Consider the following 22,733-nt stretch of genomic DNA (forward strand, 5'->3'; position numbering starts at 1 on the left):
ATCTAATGCGGCGCACGACAGCTAAATGAACAGAGGCGCAGGCCCATGGTTGGCAAGAACATCCTGATCGTCGATGACGAAGCACCGATCCGCGAGATGATCGCGGTGGCCCTGGAGATGGCCGGGTACGAGTGCCTGGAAGCGGAGAATACCCAGCAGGCCCATGCCGTGATCGTGGATCGCAAGCCCGATCTGATCCTGCTCGACTGGATGTTGCCCGGCACCAGTGGTATCGAGCTGGCGCGCCGCCTCAAGCGTGATGAGCTGACCAGTGATATCCCGATCATCATGCTCACCGCCAAGGGTGAAGAGGACAACAAGATCCAGGGGCTGGAAGTCGGTGCTGATGACTACATCACCAAGCCGTTCTCCCCGCGCGAGCTGGTGGCGCGTCTGAAGGCCGTGCTGCGCCGTGCCGGCCCCAGCGACAGCGAGGCGCCGATCGAGGTCGGTGGCCTGCTGCTCGACCCGGTCAGCCATCGCGTCACCATCGACGGCAAGCCGGCCGAGATGGGGCCTACCGAATACCGCCTGCTGCAATTCTTCATGACCCACCAGGAACGCGCCTATACCCGTGGCCAGTTGCTCGACCAGGTCTGGGGCGGCAATGTCTATGTCGAGGAACGCACGGTCGACGTGCACATCCGTCGTCTGCGCAAGGCGTTGGGTGATGCCTACGAAAATCTGGTGCAAACCGTACGCGGCACTGGGTATCGTTTCTCCACCAAAGGTTGATCGCTGGCGCGGCGTTTCTGCGCACTCACTCTTCATACAAGGATGCGCTGCATCGTGAACCAAGACTGGCGTGGCGCCGTCGTGCGCCGTCTGCTGCTGTTGATCGGTGCCTGCCTGCTGCTCGGCTTCGTGAGTGGTGAATACGGCTGGGCCTTGGCCGCCGGCCTGGCTGTCCATCTCGGCTGGACGCTCAGTCAACTGTTGCGTCTGCACAAATGGTTGCGCGAACACCGGCCGGATGAGCCGCCGCCGGACGGCTACGGGCTGTGGGGCGAGGTGTTCGACAGCATCTACCACCTGCAGCGACGCAATCAGAAGGCCCGCGGACGTCTGCAGGCCGTCATAGACCGGGTGCAGGAGTCGACCGCGGCGCTCAAGGATGCCGTGGTGATGCTCGACAGCCAGGGCAATCTGGAGTGGTGGAATCGCGCGGCGGAAACCTTGCTCGGGCTGAAAACGCCGCAGGACAGCGGCCAGCCGATTGCCAACCTGGTTCGCGATCCGCGTTTCAAGGATTACTTCGAGCGCGGCAATTATGCCGATGCCCTGGAAATTCCTTCGCCAGTCAGCGATCGCCGCCGGCTGCAGGTGCACATCACCCAGTACGGCAATCGTGAGCACCTGTTGCTGGTGCGTGATGTCACCCGGCTCCATCAGCTGGAGCAGATGCGCAAGGACTTCGTCGCCAACGTCTCCCACGAGCTGCGTACGCCGTTGACGGTGATCTCCGGCTACCTGGAGACGCTGCTGGACAACGTCGAGGCGGTCAACCCGCGCTGGTTGCGACCGCTGCAGCAGATGCAGCAGCAAGGCGCGCGTATGCAGACGCTGCTCAACGACCTGCTGCTGCTGGCCAAGCTGGAGGCGACAGACTATCCCTCGGACAACCAGCCGGTCGCGGTCGATTTGATGCTGCTGTCGATCAAGAACGATGCTCAGGCGCTGTCCGCTGCCCAGGATCACCGCATCACCCTGGAGGCGGATTCGCATCTCAAGCTCAAAGGCAGCGAGGCTGAGCTGCGCAGCGCCTTCTCCAACCTGGTGTTCAATGCGGTGAAATACACCCCGGCTGGCGGCGAGATCCACATCCGCTGGTGGGGCAACGAGGAGGGGGCACACCTGTCGGTGCAGGACAGCGGAATCGGTATCGAAGCCAAGCACCTGCCGCGTCTGACCGAGCGTTTCTATCGAGTCGATTCCAGTCGCGCCAGCAACACTGGTGGCACCGGATTGGGGCTGGCCATCGTCAAGCACGTCCTGCTGCGCCACCGTGGTCATCTGGGGATCGTCAGCGAGTTGGGGCGCGGTAGTACCTTCACCTGCCATTTCGCCCCGGCCCAGGTAGTTCAGCGCGCTCGTTGAGAACCTCCCCAAAGTTTGCTGTGCGTCGGCCCTGCTGCGTTAAAAACAGTCTGGAGCGCCAGCCCGGTCGGAAGCCGCTTGCGGCTAACGCGCTTCAGCGCGGCCCGAAGGGCGAGCGAAGCGAGTACTGCTCATTTACAGCTCGTAAACTCCGCGTCCTCGCCTGTTTGATTCGCTGGCGCTCTCCCTTCGGGCCAGCCTTCGGCTGTTACTCCCGTTGGTCGTTGCGCCTTGCATGACTCTAGCTCGCGAAACTTTGAGCAGGTTCTGCCTGCTTGCAATCGCGGCGCGCAGCCCCCAACCTTAGTCGGTCATTGGCTATCTCACACGTTCATGGATCCCTCCACGAGTCTTTCCGCTTCCGTCTTTTGGGCCGATATCGGCCTCATGTTGTTCGCCCTTTTTCTGGTACTGCTCAACGGCTTCTTCGTGGCCGCCGAGTTCGCCATCGTTCGTCTGCGCGCCACCAAGGTCGACGGCCTGGCCGAAGCACATGGCTGGCGTGGGCGCATCCTGCGTACCGTACACAACCAGATGGACGCCTATCTGTCCGCCTGCCAGCTGGGCATCACCCTGGCGTCTCTGGGCCTTGGCTGGGTGGGTGAACCGGCTTTCGCCGAACTGCTCACGCCGCTGCTCGCGGCCATCGGCATCGAATCGCCGAAGCTGATCCATGGCATCGCCTTCTTCACCGCGTTCTCGATCATCTCTTACCTACACATCGTCATTGGTGAGCTGGCGCCCAAGTCCTGGGCGATCCGTAAGCCCGAGCTGCTTTCGCTGTGGACGGCTGTGCCGCTGTACGCCTTCTACTGGCTGATGTATCCGGCGATCTTCGTGCTCAACGCCAGCGCCAATGCCATCCTGCGCATCGCCGGTCAAGGCGAGCCGGGGCCGCACCATGAGCACCATTACAGCCGTGAAGAACTGAAGCTGATCCTGCATTCCAGCCGCGCCAGTGCCGACAACGATCAGGACATGCGCGTGCTGGCATCGGCCGTGGAGCTGAGCGAGCTGGAGGTGGTGGACTGGGCTAATTCCCGCGAGGATCTGGTGTTCCTCGAACTCAATGCCAGCCTTGATGAAGTATTCGCCGTTTTCCGCCGGCACAAGTACAGCCGCTACCCGATCTTCGACGAGAGCATTGGCGAGTTCGTCGGCGTGCTGCATATCAAGGATCTGCTGCTGCACCTGTCGCTGCTGGAGATGCTGCCTTCGGCGATCAAGCTCGGCGAATTGATGCATCCGCTGGAGCGGGTCAACCGGCACATGCCGTTGACCCAGCTGCTCGAGCAGTTCCGTCAGGGTGGCTCGCACTTCGCCCTGGTCGAAGAGGCCGATGGCAAGGTGATCGGCTACCTGACCATGGAAGACGTACTCGAGGCCCTGGTCGGCGATATTCAGGATGAACACAGAAAGGCCGAGCGCGGCATTCTCGCGTACCAGCCAGGCAAGCTGCTGGTACGCGGCGATACACCGCTGGCGAAGATCGAGCGCCTGCTCGGTATCGATCTCGATCACATCGAGGCCGAAACTCTGGCGGGGCTGATCTATGACAGCCTCAAGCGCATGCCCGAGGAAGATGAGGTGCTGGAGACCGATGGCTTGCGCATCATCGTCAAGAAGATGAAAGGTCCGAAGGTCGTCCTGGCCAAGGTACTCAGGATCACCTGATGAGCCCGTCAGCGGCCGAGCTCGCAACGACTCGGCCGCCTGTGCACGAGCCGATGGCTTGAGGTGACCGATCGGTCAGGATTTTCTCGCCAAACGCAGCCTTATTCAGCCCTCGTTCAGTTTCGAGACCGTTCATCGGTTTTACCGAATCGCGCGGGGTAGACGCAGTCTAGGAACCTGCGTCGCACCATTTTGGTGAACGGCGTTATCCACCCCCAATTGCCAAGGATAAAGCCATGCAACTGACCAGAATAATCCCAAAAACCACTCTCGCCCTGTGCCTGGCGGGCGCTTCCCAAGCCTATGCAGACTCGGTCACCGACCCGATCTCGACGTTTGGTGTGATCGCCTCGCACAACCAGTACAAGCTGACCGTGGACGACGAGAGCGACAAGGAGCGTCTCAACCAGGGCGGTCTGTTCTACCACTTCGGCAACAAGCTGACGGGGCAGGAAGGCTTCATCTATCAGGCCGGTATCGAGGGCCAGTACCGAGACAAGGACGATGTGGAATACAAGTCCGCGCGCGCCGACATCGACCTCGGTCTGCGTGCCGCATTGAGCACCAACAACTACGTCGACGTGATCATCGGTGGTGGTTACGACTGGGGACGCATCGAGCAGGATGACGTCGGTCCCTTCGACAGTAACGTCAAGCTGACCAGCAAATCGCCGTTCGCCAAGGCCGGGCTCGGTTACAACTACCTGACCCCGGATTACACCCTGCGTCTGGAGGTGGGAGCGCGCTATTCGATCAACTCCGAAGCGCGCCTGAAGATCGACGGTGACAGCGACTCGGTGGATCTGAAAGACAAGGTCAATCCTTACGGCGAACTGACCATGCTGTGGAACAAGGGCATCAACAACCTGCCGATCAGCACCAGTCTGTATTACACCCAGACGCGCTATGAACTCGATAGCAACAGTGCCATCGCCGAGCGCAGCAAGCTCAAGCAGGAGCAAGTAGGCCTGCGCGTTGGTCTGGCGTTCTAAGAACCTGTTTACGATCTGCTGCGCGTCGGCGCTACTGCGTTAAAAACAAGCTGGAGCGCCAGCCCGGTCGAAATGCTCATGTACAAAAGTACAGTCGCCCGCGACTCCGACCGTTCCTCGCTTGTTTTTGCGGGGCCGCTATCGGTGTTGTATCGCTCTAGCTCGCGAGATCGTAAAACAGGTTCTAAGCGCCTCGTAGACCGCCTGGCTCGCCAGGCGGTTTGCCTTTATCGATAGCCCCGCCAATTCCCTCTTTCCCCAACCTCCGACTGGCCGACTGAACGTCATCTGGCCAGCGCTTGCCCGATCCAGTAGGGTGTCATCCCGCCATCTCGGGAGGCGGCCTGTGGGCCGTCGTATCGTTTTTCATTGCGAGGAAAGAGCGCATGAGTGCACCTGTCGTGATCATCGGTACCGGCCTGGCCGGTTACAACCTGGCCAAGGAGTGGCGCAAGCTCGACACCCTGACGCCTCTGCTGCTGATCACCGCCGATGATGGACGCTCTTATTCCAAGCCAATGCTTTCCACTGGCTTCGGCAAGAACAAGGACGCCGATGGTCTGGCCATGGCCGAGGCTGGCGCCATGGCCGAGCAGCTCAACGCAGAGATTCGCACCCACACCCGTATCACTGGCATCGACCCCGGTCACAAGCGTCTGTGGATCGGTGAGGAAGCCGTGGCCTACCGCGATCTGGTGCTGGCCTGGGGCGCCGAGCCCATCCGCGTGCCGGTGGAAGGCGATGCCCAGGACGCGATCTTCCCGATCAACGACCTGGAGGACTACGCTCGCTTCCGCGCTGCTGCGGCTGGCAAGCGTCGGGTGCTGATCCTCGGTGCCGGCCTGATCGGCTGCGAATTCGCCAATGACCTGACCGCGGGCGGTTACCAGGTCGAAGTGCTGGCACCTTGCGAACAGGTGATGCCTGGGCTGTTGCATCCGGCCGCCGCCGCCGCCGTGCAGGCTGGTCTTGAAGGTCTCGGTGTACGTTTCCATCTGGGCCCTGTGCTGGCCAACCTCAATCATCAGGGCGATGCCCTGCAGGCCCTGCTGTCCGACGGCTGCCAGGTCGATTGCGACGCCGTGGTCTCGGCCGTTGGCCTGCGTCCGCGCATCGACCTGGCCGCTGCTGCCGGGCTTGACGTCAACCGTGGCGTGATGGTCGACCGTGAGCTGCGCACTTCCCACGCCAATATCTATGCGCTGGGCGACTGCGCCGAGGTCGATGGCCTCAATCTGCTCTACGTGATGCCGCTGATGGCGTGCGCCCGTGCCCTGGCCAAGACCCTGGCCGGTGAGCCCACTGCCGTGAGCTACGGGCCAATGCCGGTTACGGTGAAGACCCCGGTTTGTCCGTTGGTGGTATCGCCGCCGCCGCGTGGCAGCCAGGGTGAGTGGACTGTCGAGGGGGCTGCCGGTGACATCAAGGCGCTCTGCCGTGACGCGTCCGGGGCGCTGCTGGGCTACGCCCTGACCGGTACGGCCGTGCAGGAGAAACTGGCCCTGAACAAGGAATTACCGCCCCTGCTGGCATGATTGCCCGTCGTTCTGTCGGATACGCCACGAAATTGCCTGGTTAAACTGTCGGACGAGACTGGCGCAGTGCGATGCGGCATGCCATTCTCCCTTGGGTCTGCCGCAGCGCAGAGCTGTTGCGGCGCCTTGGGCGCTGTTCTGGAAGAACAGCACGGACACAACAACAAAAAACCGTCAAAGAGGCATCTATGCGTAAACCGGAACTCGCCGCCGCCATCGCCGAAAAGGCTGATCTGACCAAGGATCAGGCCAATCGTGTACTCAACGCCGTACTGGAAGAAATCACCGGTGCACTGAACCGCAAGGACAGTGTGACCCTGGTGGGCTTCGGTACTTTCGTCCAGCGCCACCGTGGTGCCCGTACTGGCAAGAACCCGCAAACCGGTCAACCGGTGAAGATCAAGGCCAGCAACACCGTCGCCTTCAAACCGGGCAAGTCCCTGAAAGACGCGGTCAACTGAGCCCGTTGCCCGGAGCCGTTCGGCTCCGGGCTTCCCACCCGTTAAGGTATCTTGCGTCGCCCGGATTGCATGCTCCCTGACGAGCGCAGCCTTCGTTATGTACAGCGCGCCGCATTTTCAATCCCACGGCCATGCTTTTGGCAGGCTGTAGTCTTGCTAGAAAACCACTACAATGCGCGGCCATCATCTTCGATCACGAGGGCCTGTGCATGAAATTCCGTTTTCTCCTATGGATGCTGGGCCGTCTGATGGCCAAAGCCAGCCGTGAAAACCCTGCGTTTCGTCAGCAGCTCGAAGGCCGCGACATGGTGTTCCAGCTGCACACCCTCGACGGCAAGGTCGCCCGTCATTTCATCGTCTCTGGCCAGCGTGTCAGCAGCAAGCGCGGTGTGGCCAGCGAGCCGGCGTTCGCCATTGGCTTCAAGGATGCAGCTTACGGCTTCGCCACCATGACCGCGAAGAACAAGCAGTTGGCCTTCATGCAGGGTATCCAGAACAAGGACATCCAGATCCAGGGCAACCCGGCGCTGGTCATGTGGTTCCAGGGTCTGACGAAGTACCTGATGCCGAAAAAGAAGAAGGCCGAGGCGCCGAAAAAGGCCGCCTGATTCACCTGTGAGCGTGGCACGACTGGCCGCCACGCCTCGCTTTGGTTAGGCTCCCCACACGTTCTTGTGGAAAGCCCGGCCATGCGTCTTTTCCTGTTGTCCCTCTTATCGCTGCTGGCGGCCGCCTCGGTGCGTGCCGAGCCTGCAGAGCCGAAAGCCCTGTTGCCGTTATTCGAACTTGCCGGGATTCATCTGCTCTGCGAGCAGAGCCTGCCGCTGTTGCAGCGCGGCCAGGAGGAAGTTGAGCAGAAGCGCCTCGCCCAGCTATTTGCAGGTGAGGCGTTTTGTCTGGATCTGGCTGAGCGTGTGAGCGCGCGCTTCGAGGCCGAACAGCTGGCGGAAATACGTGAGCGTCTCGACAGCCCGTTGGCGCAGCGGTTCACTTCCGCCGAGCGCGCAGTGGGTGAGCAACCCGAAGGGCTGGCCGAATATCGCCAGCGCTTGAGCGAGCAGCCGCCCCGTGGCGTGCGTCTGGAGCTGGTCAAGCGTCTCGACGCGGCGGCGCAAACCACGGCCCTGGCCAGCCTGCTGCGTTATGAGGTGGGCAAGACCCAAGCGCTGCTGGCACTAAGGGCGCGTGGTGAGAACCTCGATGAGGCCGAGTTACAGGCCCGTACCCAAGAGCAGGCGCAAGCCATCCGCCAGTCCAGCGCCCAGGCGGTCGAGTCGTTCATGCTGTATGCCTATCGGCAGATGCCCAGCGACCAATTGGCCGAGTATGCGACGCTGTACGAGCATGCCAGCGTCAGCCAACTGCTCAGCGCCAGTATCGAGGTTGTGCCGCAGCTGTTCGGCGAGCGCCGTGAACAACTGCGCAAGGCAGTGAGCAAGCCGTAGGGCGGATCGGAACGCCGATCGTTCGTAGTGCGAGCGAACAGCCGTTCTGCTGTGCCACTCCATTCAGCGGCGTACTGCTTCGTGAGCACGCCCTACGACGGCATGGGGGCAGCCGTAGGGCGGGTTCAGCCCGGGTTGGTCGTTCAGTGTGGGTGCTGGAACTGTGCGGCCAGCTCGCGCAGGGCGACTTCGGCGCTAAGCACCTTGTTCACCGCGTCTTCGGCCTTTTCCCGGCTCAGGCCCAGGGCTTCGAACAGTTCATCGTCGACCTCGCCTTGCGGGCCGGCGCCGATACCGCGATTGCGCAGCAGGCTGACGGCCAGGCACACCAGGTTGGGGAAAGCGGCGTTGTCACCGGCATAGCTCGGATCCTGCTGGAAGCGCAGAGCGCTGGAAAGCTCCTCGGGCATGTCCCAGTGGCGCATCAGCCAGGCACCGATCTGTTCGCGAGTGATGCCCAGCAGATGCTGCTCGATATGGCTGTGCGACAGGTGCGGGTTGACCTCCAGGTGGCGGCAGATCAGCGAGAAATGCGGCGGGAAGACGTGAGCCAGCACCAGATAGCCAAAGTTGTGCAGCAACCCGGCCAGGTAGGTCAGGCCCGCTTCCGGGCGCTGCGCGCGCGGCATGGCGCGAGTCAGGCCTTCGATCACGGCGGCGGTGTAGATCGCTTGCTGCCAATAGGGTGTGGCCTGTTGTGGCTGATCTTTGGGTAGGCTGAGGGTTTTGCCCAGGGCGAGGCCAAGTGCCAGGTTGATCACCAGATCGAAGCCCAGCACACGGACGATGGCATCCTCGACCGAACGAATCTTGCCGGGGGCGGCGTAGTAGGGTGAGGCAGCCCAACTGACCACCTGCGCGGCCAGTGCCGGGTCGGTTTCGACCACGCCAGTGATGTCGTCCACCGTGGCATTGGGGTCGACGCGCAGCTTGATGATCTTCTGCGCGGTTTCCGGCAGTGGCGGAATCTCGATGGTTTCTTCCAGTCGCTGCTGGATACGGCGCGCGGTGAAGGCCTGTACCGCCTGGGTGATTTCCGCGCGGTCGTCATCGGGGCGGTCAAGGTTCAGGCGGATAGCGCTGACCGGTTCGCCGAAGCGTGCGGCGCTGGCTTTGCTCAGCAGCCCCTTGAAGGCCTCGGTAGGAATCTCCAGTAGAACGCCCGGCTGGCCGGACTCGATCAGTAGCTTCGGCACTTGCAGCAGGCGTTCTTCATACAGGCAGGGCGAGCTGGTCAGCGGCGGCAGGCCCGGCAGGGCGGCCAGGTTGTGCTTGCCGAGCATGCGTTCGAGGCGCTCCGGCTTGACCGCAGTGAGCTGACGCCCGGTGAGCTCCGCCAGACGCGAAAGATCCAGCAGGTGGCTGCGTGGGTAGAGCACCAGCAGGGCGCCGACAGCGTCATCCACCAGCACGGCTTGCAGGCGCGTCTCGTTCGGCAGGCCCGGTCGCTCCGCGCGTACCTGGTAGGGCACGGCGAGTTTCTCCAGCAGTTGCACGATCACGGCAGGGGCCTGCGGGTTGTCGTTGGGGGCGAGGGCGGCTTCAGTCATATCGGTATCCGGCGTTGGCGCATCTGTTTCGGAGTATAACCAGCGGGCAGTTGCGCAAAGGTTCGTGGCGGCAGTTGTCCTGTGACCAGGTTCACACTTGACCGTATTGCTGGCCGTGACGCAACCAGCGTTCCAATAATGGAGCCACATGTTGTGGCCAATGTTCCAAAAGTGCCTGCGCCGCATCGCGAACGGCTGGCAGCAGATCGGCGTCACGCATCAGATCCGCCACCTTGAATTGCAGCAGGCCGGTTTGACGGGTGCCGAGCATTTCGCCCGGGCCGCGCAGTTCCAGATCCTTCTCGGCGATGACGAAACCATCGGTGGTCTCACGCATGATCGCCAGGCGCTCGCGTCCCAGCTGCGACAGCGGCGCGTGGTAGAGCAGCACGCAATGGCTGGCTGCACTGCCCCGGCCGACGCGCCCGCGTAGCTGGTGCAACTGCGCCAGGCCCAGACGCTCGGGGTTCTCGATGATCATCAGGCTGGCATTGGGCACGTCGACGCCGACTTCGATCACCGTGGTGGCCACCAGCAATTGCAGGTGGCCTTGCTTGAATTCGTCCATCACCGCGGCCTTTTCGGCCGGCTTCATGCGTCCGTGAATCAGGCCGACGCGCAGCTCGCCGAGTGCCGCCGAGAGCTCCTCGAAGCTGGTCTCCGCCGCCTGGCAGGTGAGTTCCTCGGATTCTTCGATCAGCGTGCACACCCAGTAGGCCTGGCGGCCCTGCTGGCAGGCATTGCGCACACGCTCGACCACCTCATCGCGGCGGCTGTCGGCGATCACCAGGGTATTCACCGGCGTGCGGCCGGGGGGCAGCTCGTCGAGGATCGAGGTATCCAGGTCGGCGTAGGCGCTCATCGCCAGGGTGCGCGGGATGGGCGTGGCGGTCATGATCAACTGGTGCGGGCAGAGGCGGCCGTCGATGCCCTTCTGGCGCAGGGCCAGGCGCTGCTGGACGCCGAAGCGGTGCTGCTCGTCGATGATCACCAGTGCCAGGCGCTTGAACCTCACCTCGTCCTGAAACAGCGCATGGGTGCCGACCACCATCGGGCAGCCGCCAGCGATCTGTTCCAGTGCCGACGCGCGTGCTTTGCCCTTGAGCTTACCGGCCAGCCAGGCGACGTCCAGGCCGAGCGGTGCCAGCCATTTGCTGAAGTTGAGGAAATGCTGCTCGGCGAGGATTTCGGTCGGCGCCATCAGCGCCACCTGATAGCCCGCTTCCAGTGCCTGCAGGGCGGCCAGGGCGGCGACCACCGTCTTACCGGCACCGACATCGCCTTGTACCAGGCGCAGCATGGGTTCGCTTTGCGCCAGGTCGTAGGCGATCTCGGCGCCGACCCGTTGCTGCGCACCAGTGGGAGCAAAGCCGAGGTTCTGCAGATACAGCTGCGGCAGTTTCTTTGCCGCAGGAAGGGCCGGTGCCTGCTGCCGGCGCACCTGCTCACGCAGGCGTTGCAGGGACAACTGGTGCGTCAGCAGTTCTTCGAAAGCCAGACGATGCTGAGCCCAGTGGCGGCCTTCGGCGAGTTCTTCGACATCGGCATCCGGCGGTGGCCGATGCAGGTAGCGAATCGCTTCGTCCAGTGGGGCCAGGCGATAGTCGCGGGCCAGTTCGCTCGGCAGCCAGTCCGGCAGGCTGTGTGGCCCGAGGCGCGCCAACGCCTGCTGGCTGAGTTGGCGCAGGCGCTGCTGGGTCAGCCCTTCGGTGGTCGGATAGATGGGCGTCAGGCTCTGCTCCACCGGTGCCGGTTCGTCGCCGCTCTGCGCGCGGTATTCCGGGTGGTAGATTTCCAGGCCAGTGGCGCCAGGGCGTATTTCGCCATAACAGCGCAACGCGGTGCCGCGTTTGAGCCCTTCCTTCTGCGCCTGGCTGAAGTGGAAGAAACGCAGGCTCAGCGTGCCGCTGCCATCCTGCAGGCGCACCAGCAGGCTGCGTCGCCGGCCCATGACGACGTCGGCACCGGCGACCGTGCCTTCGACCACTGCATCCTGGCCTGGTCGCAGGGCGCCGATGGGTGTGATACGCGTGCGATCCTGGTAGCGCAGGGGCAGATGGAAGAGGACGTCCTGCAGGTTCTCCAGGCCGACCTTGGCCAGTTTTTCAGCCAGCGCCGCGCCCACGCCCTTGAGCGTGGTAACGGGAACGCTGGCCAGTTCGGTCACGCTTGCTCTCAGGCGCTCTTGGCCTGGGGACGGGCCACCGAGCACAAGCGAATGGAGTCGGCCAGCACTTCGATGGCGTTGGGCCGCGGGAAGCTGGCGCGCCAGGCTATGGCCACGGTGCGGAAGGGCACCGGTGCGCTGAGCGGACGTACTTCGATCACGCCGGGTGCGTAGTGGTGGCTGTCCACCGCCGAGAACGGCAGGATCGACACGCCAAGGCCGGAAGCGACCATGTGGCGGATGGTTTCCAGCGAGCTGGACTCTACGGTGGTGTGTTTGCCGTGGTCGTCGCCGCCCTTGCGCAGGGTGGGGCAGGCTTCCAGCACCTGATCGCGGAAGCAGTGGCCTTCACCGAGCAACAGCAGGCTCTTGTCGTTGAGCAGCTTGGTATCGATGGTTTCCATCGTCGCCCAGGGATGGCCGGTCGGCAGCAGGGCGTAGAACGGCTCGTCATACAACGGCTTGGTCAGTACATCGGCTTCCTGGAAGGGCAGCGCGATGATGATCGCGTCCAGTTCACCGGTGCGCAGCTTGTCGCGCAGGATGTGGGTGAAGTTTTCCTCGATGTACAGCGGCATGTCCGGTGCGACCCGGTGCAACTGCGGAATCAGGTGCGGGAACAGGTAGGGGCCGACGGTGTAAATGGCGCCGATCTTCAGTGGCGCAGCCAACTGATTCTTGCCGGCCTGGGCCAGCTCACGGATGCCCTGAGCCTGCTCCAACACCTTCTGTGCCTGGGTGACGATGCCCTCGCCGACCGGAGTCAGGCGTACCGCGCTCTTGCTGCGTTCGAAGATCAGTACGCCGAGCTCGTCCTCCAGCTTCTTCACGCCGACGGAGAGGGTCGGTTGGCTGACGTGGCAGCGTTCGGCGGCGCGGCCGAAATGCTGCTCCTGGGCAAGGGTGACGATGTAACGCAGTTCGGTGAGGGTCATAGTCTTTTTCCATTGAACTGCCACAAGCATAGCGGGTGTAGTCAATGGAACCAAGCGCCCGCGGCTCTACACCGAGGGCACTTGTTTTCAGCGTTGTTCCAGCGAGTAGACAAAAGGCGCGACGATTTCCAGCGTGCCGTTCTTCAGCAACTCAGCGGGCGGCTTGGGCAGCGGCTGGGCGCGGCGGATGGTTTGCAGCGTGGCGCGATCCAGCGATGCGCTGCCGGTCTTGCCCACCAGTTCGTAGGACAGCACCATGCCGTTGCCGTCGATCACGAAGCGCAGTCGGTTGGTGCCCTTCAGGCCACGGCGGCGTGCATCTTCCGGGTAGCGCTTGTAGCGCGCCAGATGATTGAACAACTCGCTCTGCCAGGTGCGTTCGGCGGCGCTGGGAACACTGGGCGCGGCCAGTTGCGGTGCAGCCGGCTTGTTCTCGCTGGGCGTTTCATTGGCCGGGGCAACGCTTTCCTTGACGCTCTCGGTTTCCTGCGGCTTGGGCGGAACCGGCTCAGGCGGTTTTGGCTTGGGCGGCTGGGGTTTGGGCTGCGGCTTGGGTTTGGGCGGCAGGGCGATCTTCGCCTTGGGCGCTTCGGCCAGCTTGGGCAATGGCTCCGGTTCCGGCTGCACCTGCGGGGGCGGCGGAGGTGCCGGGGCAGGCGCCGGTGCTGGCAGCGGTTCCAGTTCGATCATCATGGCGGCAGGCGGCAGTTCCAGCGGTTCTGCCTTGACCGTCCAGTACATCGCCCAGAGTCCGATTGCCACATGCAGGCCGAGGATCACCAGCAGACTGATGCCCCAGCCGGACAACTTGCGTACGTTGGCCATCAGTTCCCGACCGTCTCCAGACCTACCAGGCCGACTTTCAGATAGCCCGCGCTGCGCAGGGCATCCATGACTTCCATCAGGCGGCCGTACTCGACCTTCTTGTCGCCACGGACGAAGATGGTCTTGTCCTTGTCGGACTGGGTCAGCTTGTCCAGGGTGGCGCCGAGCTGTTCGTCGCTGATCGCGTCGTTGTCCAGGTACAGGCTGAGGTCTTCCTTGATGCTGACGTAGATCGGCTTGTCCGGGCGCGGCGCAGGCTTGGCGGTGGAGGCGGGCAGATCCACCTTGATGTCCACCGTTGCCAATGGTGCGGCGACCATGAAGATGATCAGCAGCACCAGCATCACGTCGATGAAGGGCGTGACGTTGATCTCGTGGCTTTCCTGCAGCTCATCGCTATCGTGCAGATGGATGCCCATGGCTTACCCCACCTTGACCATGTGCGGAGCCTGACGCTCAGTTGGCAGGTGGTCGAGGTCACGGCTGACCAGCAGCAGCACCTGCGCCGAAGCGTCCGCTACCTGTGCCTTGTAGCCGGTAATGGAGCGGGCGAAGACGTTGTAGATGATCACGGCAGGAATCGCCGCGACCAGACCCAGGGCAGTGGCCAGCAGGGCTTCTGCAATGCCTGGAGCGACGACGGCGAGGTTGGTGGTCTGCGATTTGGCGATACCGATGAAGCTGTTCATGATGCCCCAGACGGTACCGAACAGGCCGACGAAGGGCGCAGTAGAGCCGATGGTGGCGAGCATGCCGGTGCCCTGGCTCATCTGCCGGCCGCTGGCCGCGACCATGCGTTCGAGACGGAAGCTGACGCGTTCCTTGAGGCCGTCGGCTTCACGCACGCTTCCGGTCAGCTTCACTTCTTCGAGGGCGTCCTGAACCAGGCGATGGGAAATGCACGCTTCGCCATCCATGCTGTTGCCGGCATCCTTGAGCGTGCGCGCGGCCTTCAGAATCGGCATTTCGCGACGCAGGCGGCGCTTGGCGACGAACAGTTCGATGCTCTTGGCCAGCCAGATGGTCCAGGTCAGAACCGAGGCCAGCAGCAGGCCGATCATGACCGACTTCACCACCACATCGGCGCTCTGATACATGCCCCAGGGAGACAAGTCATGGCCGGCCAGGACTTCGCTCATTTCGGCTTCTTCGAGCGCGGTCTCGGGCGGCGCTGGGGCGATTTCGGCCTGCTCCGCCGGGGCAGCGGTGGCGTCGCTGCTGGCCTCACTGGTTGTCGGCGGCGTGGCGGTAGCGGTGGGGGTGGCTTCATCGGCGACTGCGGAAGTGGCCAGGGTCAGGCCGAGCAGCAGGGTGGCCAGCAGGCGCAGGGGAGAGACATCGCGGATTACGGACTTCATGAGACGGTCCTGAAATAGAGGGAAATGTGCCGGTAGGGCGATGCGGAGGCATCACCCTGGTAACTGTTGAGATTCATTATTGTTTGAGAATGTAACATATAACTATTTTTCGAGTCACGCCGCTAATCCGATCCCTGTTCGTCGCTGTGGTTGGCGATAATTGGTCGTGCCCATTCCTGAGTCTTGCCGGAGTCTTCCATGACAGCCTCTCCAACACTTCTGGTCGCCGGTTGCGGCGATGTCGGTAGCCGCCTTGCCCTGCAGATGCATCGACTGGGCTGGACGGTGCATGGCCTGCGGCGTAACACCAGCGCCTTGCCTGAAGGGATTCTGCCCCTGGCTGGTGATCTGCAGACCGATGCCTGTCCGGCGGCCTGGCCTGTGGGGGAGGTGGATTATGTGGTTTACGCCGCGGCCGCGACGCAGCATGACGAGGCCGGTTATCGGGCGGCATACGTCGAGGGCTTGCAGCGTGTACTGGGCTGGCTGGCGCAGCACGGGCAGCGCCCGAAGCGCCTGTTGTTCACTTCCAGCAGCGGCGTTTATGGCCAGCAGGAGGGGGAATGGATCGACGAAGACTCGCCTGCCGAGGCGCAGAGCTATTCGGCGGTCATCATGCGTGAGGCTGAACGTGTGGCTCTGGACAGTGGGTTACCGGCAACCACGGTGCGTTTGACCGGCCTCTACGGCCCAGGGCGCGAGTGGTTGCTGGGGCAGGTGCAGGCAGGTTACCGGGTCAGCGAGGAGCCGCCACTCTACGGCAACCGTATTCACGTCGATGATGCCGCCGGCTTGCTGGCAGCCCTGTTGCAGGCCGATGCACGAGGCGAGGTTCTGGCCGATTGCTACCTGGGCGTCGACGACGAGCCGGCGCCCCTGCACGAGGTGGTGGGCTGGCTGCGCGGACAGTTGGGCGTCACTCACTGGAGTGACGAGCAGCGGGTACGCCGCGCCGGCAGCAAGCGTTGTCGCAATATCCGCGCCCGTGCGTTGGGCTGGGCGCCGAAGTATCCCAGCTATCGCGAGGGCTACACGGCGATCCTGGCGGATCGCTGAGTCGCGCTACCAATGGATGCCAATCGCCTTCTGGCCAAGCCCTGGCTACCGGGAATCGAGCTGTTCCACGCCGATTTTTCCGGTCAGCCGTTCGGCCGTCACAGTCACGATGCGTTTGCCGTTGGGGCGATCGTGCAGGGGGTGGGCGGCTACCAGTGCCGCGGTCAGCGCCATGCGCTGCCAGCGGGAACCCTGTCGCTGATGAATCCCGAGGAGCCGCACACCGGGCACGCCGAGTCGCCGCGGCTGATCTACCGCATGCTCTACGTCGAGGAGTCGCGATTGCCTGCTCTGCTTGGGCGCAAGAGCCTGCCCAGTGGCTTTCGTACCCTCAATCCTCACGATGACGGGCGTGTGGCGGCGGGATTGGCGCGTCTGGCCGGCCAGTTCGAAGGGGGCGATGCGCTGGCGCTGGAGAGTGAACTGCTGGCACTGCTGGAGCTGGTGTTCGTGCGTCACGGCGGCTTGCGCGAGGCACGTCCAACGGCGCGCGACGGCGGTGTCACGGTCCAGCTGCGCGACTACCTGGAGGCGCATTACGCCGAGGCCGTCAGCCTGGAGCACCTGGCCGCTCTGGTACAGCGCCACCCGCGCCACCTGATCGAGGCCTTCCGCCGCGCCTATGGCGTGCCGCCGCACACCTATCTGCTGCAATGCAGGGTACGTGAAGCCAAGCGCAGGCTGCTGGAGGGGCGAGCCCTCACCGAGGTGGCACTGGATCTGGGGTTCTACGACCAGGCTCACTTCAGTGGCGTGTTTCGCCGCTTCACCGGTGTCACGCCGGGGCGTTTCCGCTCCTTGGCCGAGGAGTGAGGCCGCAGTGCTGCAGGACAAAATCGCGGCGTTGCTCCAGGCTGGCCGGTGGCACGTCGATGAGCTGGTAGCCGAAGTCCGCATAGACCTCCCGCATCACCTCGGCGGTTCGCTCGGCCTCGGCAGCATCCTGGCGGCGCTCGGCATCATTGCAGTAGATCTGTGGCCAGTGCGGCAGCAGGAACACCTGCGGTTGGTAACGTAGCTGACGTGCCGCTCGCAGCAGGTGGCGGGCTACCGGAAGGCCGCTCAGGCGCAGGTAGCCGATCACGTCCATCAGGCTGCGATCGAAGAATACCGGCTCCCTCAGTGCCAGTGCCTGACGATGGGCGCGCAGTTCCCAGGCCAGCATCAGTTCGGCGAACAACTGCGGTTCTCGCCAGGGCAGGCCATGGCCGTCGATGGCCTGTTGATCGCGGATGATTGCCCGCCCGGTCTCTTCGACGACGTTGTGGCCGGCTTGTGCCAATGCCGTCAGCAAACTGCTTTTGCCGCTGCCGGGGCCGCCGGTCAGTACGTGGAATGGCGGAAGTTGCATGACTGGTACCTCTGAGTTTTTTCCAATACACCGGCTCCCGCCTTGCCGACACTGCCTCCGCCAAACGGAGGTGTCATGTTCGCGTTGTTTCTGCTGGTGGCCGGTACCCATTTCGCAGCCCTGCTCTCGCCGGGGCCGGATTTCTTTTTGTTGATTCGCACTGCGCTGGCCAAGGGGCGACGCCAGGCGGATGGCTGTGCCTGGGGGATCGCCCTGGCCAATCTGCTGAGCATGTTGCTGGTGCTGTTCGTATTGGGTTTGCTGCCGGGTGAAGGTGGCTGGCTGTGGCATGGAGTGCAGGGGCTTGGCGGGCTTTACTTTGTCTGGGTCGGCGCACAGGCGCTGGCCTCCCGGCGCGATCTGGCGCTGCCGCAGGGCGATCAGGTTCTGCTGGGAAGTAGGTGGCAGGGGCTACGCCAGGGAGTGCTGGCCAGCAGCCTCAATCCCAAGTTGCCGCTGTTCTATGCGGGTCTGTTCGGCGTGTTGCGTGAGGCGGCGATGCCGGGCTGGGGATTGGGGCTGGTGATGGCGTGGATGACCCTGGTGGTGCTGTGCTGGGATCTGGCCCTGGTGCGCCTGCTCGATCAGCCGCGCTGGCGCACCTGGCTGCAGCGTCGGGTGCGCTGGCTGGATCGTGGCTGCGGTGCGCTGCTACTGGCCCTGGGCTTGTGGCTGTTGCTCGGCGCCTGGTGAGCCTTTTCAGGCTCGTCTCAACGACGTTTCAGCAGCCAGCGCTGCGGGCCTGGCTGATATTGGGGCATCTCGTCGAACTGAGCGCGATTCTGCGCTTCGAAGATGCGTAGCTGGTTGCCCTCGTGGACGAACAGCCAGGGTTGGCCTTGATCGCCCAGCTGCAGCCACAGGCTGTCATGCTCGCCGCTCATGGCGGCGCAGTCGCCGGCCAGGCACAGCGCATAGCGTTCGGCGCCCGGTAGGCCCTGCACCTCGCCAGTGGGTGCGAAGCGCACCAGGCCGCCCTGGCCGAGGCCTTCTTCGATCAGCCAGTCACCGCCCAGGTAACTGCGGTACAGCGCCTGTTCGAAACTGCTGCCCAGCGGCAGCTTCTCTCCTGTCTGGGGCACGCGGACGAATTGCTGCTCAGGCCAGTAATCGCTGGCAACCTGAGTCAGCTTTGCGCCTTGCAGTTGCAATTGCTCCTTGTAGTCGCCGTAGAAGGTGACTTGCCAGCGACCTTCGTCGAGCGCTTGCAGACGCCCTTCGGCCAGCTCGAAGCCGTTGCTGTAGTCGGCCTGCTGGCGCTGCGGATCGACCTGCCACTCCAGGTTCGGCCCATAGGCGGTCAGTGCTTCGCGCAGGCGACCGCTTTCCACAGCGGCATCGATGGCTGCCTGGTTGATCCAGGTACCACTCGGGTCATTGTTCGGCGTGCTGGCGCAGCCAGTGAGCAAGGCGCCGCATAGCAGCAGAGGAAGCAGACGCATGGCGATCTCCATGCTGGAGGAGGGAGAGCGGGGCAGTGCCCCGCCCGAACGGCTTAGAACCTGTTCACGATCTGCTGCGCGTCGGCCATGCTGCGTTGAAACCAGGCTTACAGCTCGTAAAGTCGAACGCGACTCCGAGCGTTTTTCGCCTGATTTCGCCTTGCCTGGCTTTAGCTCGCGAGATCGTGAGCAGGCTCTTACTCGATGACCAGGATGGCGTCCATTTCCACCTGCGCGCCACGCGGCAGGGCGGCAACGCCGATGGCGGCGCGCGCCGGGTAGGGCTGTTCGAAGTAGCGGCCCATGACCTCGTTGACCTTGGCGAAGTGCGAGAGATCGGTGAGGAAGATGTTCAGCTTGACGATATCCTTGAACGAACCGCCGGCGGCTTCGGCGACGGCCTTGAGGTTCTCGAACACCTGCACGGTCTGCGCTTCGAAACCCTCGACCAGCTCCATGCTCACCGGATCCAGCGGAATTTGACCGGACATGTAGACGGTGTTGCCGGCCTTGATCGCCTGGGAGTAGGTGCCGATGGCGGCGGGGGCCTTGTCGCTGGTGATGACGGTCTTGCTCATGAATCGCTCCTTGTGAGAACTGACTGGGTCGAGCACCCAGCCTACAGACTGGAAATAGGGGAATTGTGTCAGGCGCGTACTCGGGTGATACGCATCACGCCCTTGAGTGCGCGCAGTTTCTTGATCACGCGAGCCAGGTGCACGCGGTCATGCACGCTGACCACCAGTTGCACCACGCTGATACGGCCGTCGCGTTCGTCCATGCTGATCTTCTCGATGTTGCCATCGGCGGCATTGACGCTGCTGGCCAGCAGCGCGATCAGGCCGCGCTGGTGTTCCAGCTCGACGCGCAGTTCGACGTTGAATTCGCCGGTAACGTCCTTGGCCCAGTTGAGCTGGATGCATTTTTCCGGGTTGTGGCGGATGTCGACGATGTTCCGGCAGCTTTCCATGTGTACCACCATGCCCTTGCCGGCCGACAGGTAGCCAACGATGGGGTCGCCGGGAATCGGTGTGCAGCATTTGGCGTAGCTCAGCACCAGGCCTTCGGTGCCGCGAATCGCCAGTGGCCCTTCGCTGCTTGGCAGGGTGTCGTCGCCACTCTCGGCCAGTAGGCGGCGGGCCACGACGTAGGCCATGCGGTTGCCCAGGCCAATGTCTTCGAGCAGATCTTCGATGACTTCCTGGCGGTATTCGCTCAGCACTGCCTGAATGCGCTCGGGGGAAATCTTTTCCAGGTGCGTGTCGAAGCTGGCCAGCACCTTGTTCAACAGGCGCTCGCCGAGGTTGATGGATTCGGAGCGGCGTTGCTGCTTGAGGGCGTGGCGGATGTGCGTACGCGCCTTGCCAGTGACCACGAAATTGAGCCAGGCCGGATTGGGGCGGGCGCCCGGTGCGGTGACGATTTCCACCGTCGAGCCGCTTTCCAGAGCCTGCGACAGCGGCGCCAGGCGGCGGTTGATGCGGCAGGCGATGCAGGTGTTGCCGACGTCGGTGTGCACCGCGTAGGCGAAATCGACCGCGGTGGAGCCTTTGGGCAGCTCCATGATGCGGCCCTTGGGCGTGAACACGTAGACCTCGTCCGGGAACAGGTCGATCTTCACGCTCTCGATGAATTCCAGCGAGTTGCCGGCGCGTTGCTGCAGTTCCAGCACACCCTTGACCCATTGCCGCGCGCGGGCGTGGTTGCCCTTCGGTACTTCGTCCTCGTTGGACTTGTACAGCCAGTGTGCGGCGATGCCGTTGTTGGCCATCTCTTCCATCTCGCGGGTGCGGATCTGGATCTCGATGGGCACGCCGTGCATGCCGAACAGCGTGGTGTGCAGCGACTGGTAGCCGTTGGCCTTGGGAATCGCGATGTAATCCTTGAAGCGCCCGGGCAGTGGCTTGTACAGGTTGTGCACGGCGCCGAGTACGCGGTAGCAGGTGTCGACCTTGTCGACGATGATGCGGAAGGCGTAGACGTCCATGATCTCGTTGAACGCCTTACGTTTGCCGCGCATCTTCTGGTAGATGCTGTAGAGGTGTTTCTCGCGGCCGATCACTTCGCCTTCCATGCCCTCGCGTTGCAGGCACATCTGGATCGATTCTTCGATCTTGGCGACGATTTCCTTGCGGTTGCCCCGGGCGCGGCGCACTGCGGCGCGAATGCGCTCGGAGCGCATCGGGTGCATGGCCTTGAAGCCCAGGTCTTCGAACTCCACGCGCATGTTGTGCATGCCCAGCCGGTTGGCGATGGGGGCGTAGATTTCCAGGGTTTCCTTGGCGATGCGCCGGCTCTTCTCGTGCGGCATGGCATCGAGGGTGCGCATGTTGTGCAGACGGTCGGCGAGCTTGACCAGAATCACGCGGATGTCGCGGGCCATGGCCATGGCCATCTTCTGGAAGTTCTCGGCCTGCGCCTCGGCCTTGGTCTCGAAGTTCATCTGGGTCAGTTTGCTGACCCCGTCGACCAGTTCGGCCACGGTTTCGCCGAACTGCGCGTTGAGCGCTTCCTTGGCGATGCCGGTGTCTTCGATGACGTCGTGCAGCATGGCAGCCATCAGGCTCTGATGATCCATGTGCATTTCGGCGAGGATGCTGGCCACGGCCAGCGGATGGGTCACGTAGGCTTCGCCACTGCGGCGGCGTTGGCCATCATGCGCCTGTTCGGCGTAGAAGTAGGCTCGGCGAACCAGGTTGACCTGGTCATGGCCGAGGTAGGCCGAAAGTCGGTCGGCGAGAGCGTCTATGCCAGCCATGGGTGGTTCCCCCGTTGGCAGCTGTGGCCCTGCGCCGTGCGACTTCGACCCGGCATCATCGACTTACAGAGGCTCGTTGGCCTCTTCCTCGAAGGCAGCGAACAGCGGTTCTTCTTCGACGATGTCTTCCTGGGCGACGACTTCATAGTCCACCAGGCCAGCGGCGATTTCGCGCAGGGCTACTACGGTGGGCTTGTCGTTTTCCCAAGCCACTTTCGGCTCTTTGCCGCCGGTGGCCAGCTGGCGCGAACGCTTGGTCGCGAGCATGACCAGTTCGAAGCGGTTATCAACGTTGTCCAGGCAATCTTCGACGGTAACGCGAGCCATGGTGTTCCTCGTAACTTGTGCGGATAAGCTTGGCCCGAGCGGGCGAGCGGACTGAATAGTCTAAAAAATCACCAGCGACAATGGAAGCGCTGTTTTACGCCAGCAGTTCGCTGAGCAGGCCGGCATGGCGCTGCTGTTGCTGAGTTTGCGACAACTGGTTGCTACGGAAGATCGCCTTGAGGTCGCTCAGGGCATGGTTGAAGTCGTCGTTGATCACCAGGTAGTCGTACTCGACGTAGTGGCTCATTTCGCTGACCGCTTCGCGCATGCGCCGCTCGATGATCTCGCCGCTGTCCTGGCCGCGGTTGGTCAGGCGATGGCGCAGCGCCTCCTGGGTCGGCGGCAGGATGAAGATCGACTTGGCCTGTGGCATCAGCTTGCGCACCTGCTGCGCGCCTTGCCAGTCGATCTCGAGGATCAGGTCGAAGCCTTCGGCCAGCGTCTGCTCGAGCCACTTCTGCGAGGTGCCGTAAAGGTTGTCGAAGACCTGAGCGTGCTCAAGGAATTCGCTGCGTTCGAGCATGGCGTTGAACTGCGCATGATCGACGAAGTGGTAGTTGACCCCATCCACCTCGCCCGGGCGCATGGCGCGGGTGGTATGCGAGACCGAGACGCGAATCTGCGGTTCGCTGTCGATCAGGGCTTTGACCAGGCTGGTCTTGCCGGCGCCGGAGGGTGCGGAAACGATATAGAGGGTGCCGGTCGTGGTGGCCATGAAAACGATCCTGGAAAAGCGGTGGACGAAAGATAGCAGCCGTCT

The 22,733-nt window shown here is 63.2% G+C and carries 23 protein-coding genes; 11 read left to right on the plus strand and 12 right to left on the minus strand.

Features of this window, described 5'->3' with window-relative positions:
• Nucleotides 1-45 precede the first annotated feature (45 nt).
• From phoB to C7A17_RS11675, 8 genes are all read left to right on the plus strand, one after another.
• A complete protein-coding gene (gene phoB, locus C7A17_RS11640; RefSeq protein WP_106738185.1) occupies nucleotides 46-735 on the plus strand; it encodes a phosphate regulon transcriptional regulator PhoB in 690 nt (229 codons plus the stop codon).
• A 42-nt stretch (nucleotides 736-777) separates the two neighbouring features.
• On the plus strand, nucleotides 778-2,097 hold the full coding sequence (gene phoR / locus C7A17_RS11645) for a phosphate regulon sensor histidine kinase PhoR (RefSeq protein ID WP_106738186.1): 1,320 nt from the start codon (nucleotides 778-780) through the stop codon (nucleotides 2,095-2,097).
• Nucleotides 2,098-2,430: 333 nt separating this feature from the next.
• The gene (locus C7A17_RS11650; RefSeq protein ID WP_106738187.1) at nucleotides 2,431-3,771 is read left to right on the plus strand and encodes a hemolysin family protein; all 1,341 of its coding nucleotides are present in this window, start codon (nucleotides 2,431-2,433) and stop codon (nucleotides 3,769-3,771) included.
• Between the two features lie 236 nt (nucleotides 3,772-4,007).
• On the plus strand, nucleotides 4,008-4,763 hold the full coding sequence (locus C7A17_RS11655) for an outer membrane beta-barrel protein (protein ID WP_106738188.1): 756 nt from the start codon (nucleotides 4,008-4,010) through the stop codon (nucleotides 4,761-4,763).
• A 386-nt stretch (nucleotides 4,764-5,149) separates the two neighbouring features.
• Nucleotides 5,150-6,298 carry an NAD(P)/FAD-dependent oxidoreductase gene (locus tag C7A17_RS11660; protein WP_106738189.1) on the plus strand — a complete coding sequence of 383 codons (1,149 nt, stop codon included), beginning with the start codon at nucleotides 5,150-5,152 and terminating at the stop codon, nucleotides 6,296-6,298.
• Nucleotides 6,299-6,486: 188 nt separating this feature from the next.
• Complete coding sequence (locus C7A17_RS11665) at nucleotides 6,487-6,759, plus strand: HU family DNA-binding protein (RefSeq protein WP_003242571.1); 273 nt, start codon at nucleotides 6,487-6,489, stop codon at nucleotides 6,757-6,759.
• A 209-nt stretch (nucleotides 6,760-6,968) separates the two neighbouring features.
• Nucleotides 6,969-7,367, plus strand: a complete 399-nt coding sequence (locus C7A17_RS11670; RefSeq protein ID WP_106738190.1) for a helicase — start codon at nucleotides 6,969-6,971, stop codon at nucleotides 7,365-7,367.
• 81 nt (nucleotides 7,368-7,448) lie between these two features.
• On the plus strand, nucleotides 7,449-8,204 hold the full coding sequence (locus C7A17_RS11675; protein ID WP_199796422.1) for a hypothetical protein: 756 nt from the start codon (nucleotides 7,449-7,451) through the stop codon (nucleotides 8,202-8,204).
• A 143-nt stretch (nucleotides 8,205-8,347) separates the two neighbouring features.
• Here the strand turns inward: C7A17_RS11675 and C7A17_RS11680 are convergent, their stop codons facing one another.
• The 6 genes from C7A17_RS11680 to exbB form a co-directional block, all read right to left on the minus strand.
• Nucleotides 8,348-9,754 carry an aminoacyl-tRNA deacylase and HDOD domain-containing protein gene (locus C7A17_RS11680; RefSeq protein WP_106738192.1) on the minus strand — a complete coding sequence of 469 codons (1,407 nt, stop codon included), beginning with the start codon at nucleotides 9,752-9,754 and terminating at the stop codon, nucleotides 8,348-8,350.
• Nucleotides 9,755-9,845: 91 nt separating this feature from the next.
• On the minus strand, nucleotides 9,846-11,921 hold the full coding sequence (recG, locus tag C7A17_RS11685) for an ATP-dependent DNA helicase RecG (protein WP_106738193.1): 2,076 nt from the start codon (nucleotides 11,919-11,921) through the stop codon (nucleotides 9,846-9,848).
• Between the two features lie 8 nt (nucleotides 11,922-11,929).
• Nucleotides 11,930-12,856, minus strand: a complete 927-nt coding sequence (locus C7A17_RS11690) for a hydrogen peroxide-inducible genes activator (protein ID WP_106738194.1) — start codon at nucleotides 12,854-12,856, stop codon at nucleotides 11,930-11,932.
• A gap of 87 nt (nucleotides 12,857-12,943) precedes the next feature.
• On the minus strand, nucleotides 12,944-13,681 hold the full coding sequence (locus C7A17_RS11695; RefSeq protein WP_106738195.1) for an energy transducer TonB: 738 nt from the start codon (nucleotides 13,679-13,681) through the stop codon (nucleotides 12,944-12,946).
• Nucleotides 13,681-14,100: a TonB system transport protein ExbD gene (gene exbD, locus C7A17_RS11700; RefSeq protein WP_106738196.1), complete on the minus strand. Its 420-nt coding sequence runs from the start codon at nucleotides 14,098-14,100 to the stop codon at nucleotides 13,681-13,683. The genes C7A17_RS11695 and exbD overlap by 1 nt, the downstream gene beginning before the upstream one ends.
• A 3-nt stretch (nucleotides 14,101-14,103) precedes the next feature.
• Nucleotides 14,104-15,039, minus strand: a complete 936-nt coding sequence (exbB, locus tag C7A17_RS11705; RefSeq protein ID WP_106738197.1) for a tonB-system energizer ExbB — start codon at nucleotides 15,037-15,039, stop codon at nucleotides 14,104-14,106.
• A 198-nt stretch (nucleotides 15,040-15,237) separates the two neighbouring features.
• Between exbB and C7A17_RS11710 the strand changes: the two genes are divergently transcribed.
• Both C7A17_RS11710 and C7A17_RS11715 read left to right on the plus strand, forming a co-directional pair.
• Entirely contained in the window at nucleotides 15,238-16,095 is an 858-nt protein-coding gene (locus C7A17_RS11710; RefSeq protein ID WP_106738198.1) for an NAD-dependent epimerase/dehydratase family protein, read from the plus strand.
• Nucleotides 16,096-16,107: 12 nt separating this feature from the next.
• Complete coding sequence (locus tag C7A17_RS11715; protein WP_106738199.1) at nucleotides 16,108-16,908, plus strand: helix-turn-helix transcriptional regulator; 801 nt, start codon at nucleotides 16,108-16,110, stop codon at nucleotides 16,906-16,908.
• On the opposite strand, the gene C7A17_RS11720 is transcribed toward C7A17_RS11715, so the two are convergent.
• The gene (locus tag C7A17_RS11720) at nucleotides 16,871-17,446 is read right to left on the minus strand and encodes an AAA family ATPase (RefSeq protein ID WP_106738200.1); all 576 of its coding nucleotides are present in this window, start codon (nucleotides 17,444-17,446) and stop codon (nucleotides 16,871-16,873) included. The two genes, C7A17_RS11715 and C7A17_RS11720, sit on opposite strands and share 38 nt — an antisense overlap.
• Before the next feature lie 75 nt (nucleotides 17,447-17,521).
• Here C7A17_RS11720 and C7A17_RS11725 point away from each other — a divergent pair, with 75 nt between their 5' ends.
• Nucleotides 17,522-18,139 (plus strand): LysE family translocator, encoded by a 618-nt coding sequence (locus C7A17_RS11725; protein ID WP_106738201.1) that lies wholly within the window; start codon nucleotides 17,522-17,524, stop codon nucleotides 18,137-18,139.
• Between the two features lie 17 nt (nucleotides 18,140-18,156).
• On the opposite strand, the gene C7A17_RS11730 is transcribed toward C7A17_RS11725, so the two are convergent.
• The 5 genes from C7A17_RS11730 to gmk all read right to left on the minus strand — a co-directional run bounded on the left by C7A17_RS11730 (nucleotide 18,157) and on the right by gmk (nucleotide 22,688).
• Entirely contained in the window at nucleotides 18,157-18,888 is a 732-nt protein-coding gene (locus tag C7A17_RS11730; protein ID WP_106738202.1) for a hypothetical protein, read from the minus strand.
• Nucleotides 18,889-19,085: 197 nt separating this feature from the next.
• On the minus strand, nucleotides 19,086-19,466 hold the full coding sequence (locus C7A17_RS11735; RefSeq protein WP_013717760.1) for a RidA family protein: 381 nt from the start codon (nucleotides 19,464-19,466) through the stop codon (nucleotides 19,086-19,088).
• Nucleotides 19,467-19,534: 68 nt separating this feature from the next.
• Nucleotides 19,535-21,646 (minus strand): bifunctional GTP diphosphokinase/guanosine-3',5'-bis pyrophosphate 3'-pyrophosphohydrolase, encoded by a 2,112-nt coding sequence (gene spoT, locus C7A17_RS11740; protein ID WP_106738203.1) that lies wholly within the window; start codon nucleotides 21,644-21,646, stop codon nucleotides 19,535-19,537.
• A gap of 63 nt (nucleotides 21,647-21,709) precedes the next feature.
• A complete protein-coding gene (gene rpoZ, locus C7A17_RS11745) occupies nucleotides 21,710-21,973 on the minus strand; it encodes a DNA-directed RNA polymerase subunit omega (RefSeq protein WP_003242550.1) in 264 nt (87 codons plus the stop codon).
• 94 nt (nucleotides 21,974-22,067) lie between these two features.
• The gene (gene gmk, locus C7A17_RS11750; RefSeq protein ID WP_106738204.1) at nucleotides 22,068-22,688 is read right to left on the minus strand and encodes a guanylate kinase; all 621 of its coding nucleotides are present in this window, start codon (nucleotides 22,686-22,688) and stop codon (nucleotides 22,068-22,070) included.
• Nucleotides 22,689-22,733: the final 45 nt, after the last annotated feature.

The organism is Pseudomonas mendocina (genome assembly GCF_003008615.1).
Classification (GTDB): Bacteria; Pseudomonadota; Gammaproteobacteria; order Pseudomonadales; family Pseudomonadaceae; genus Aquipseudomonas; species Aquipseudomonas mendocina_C.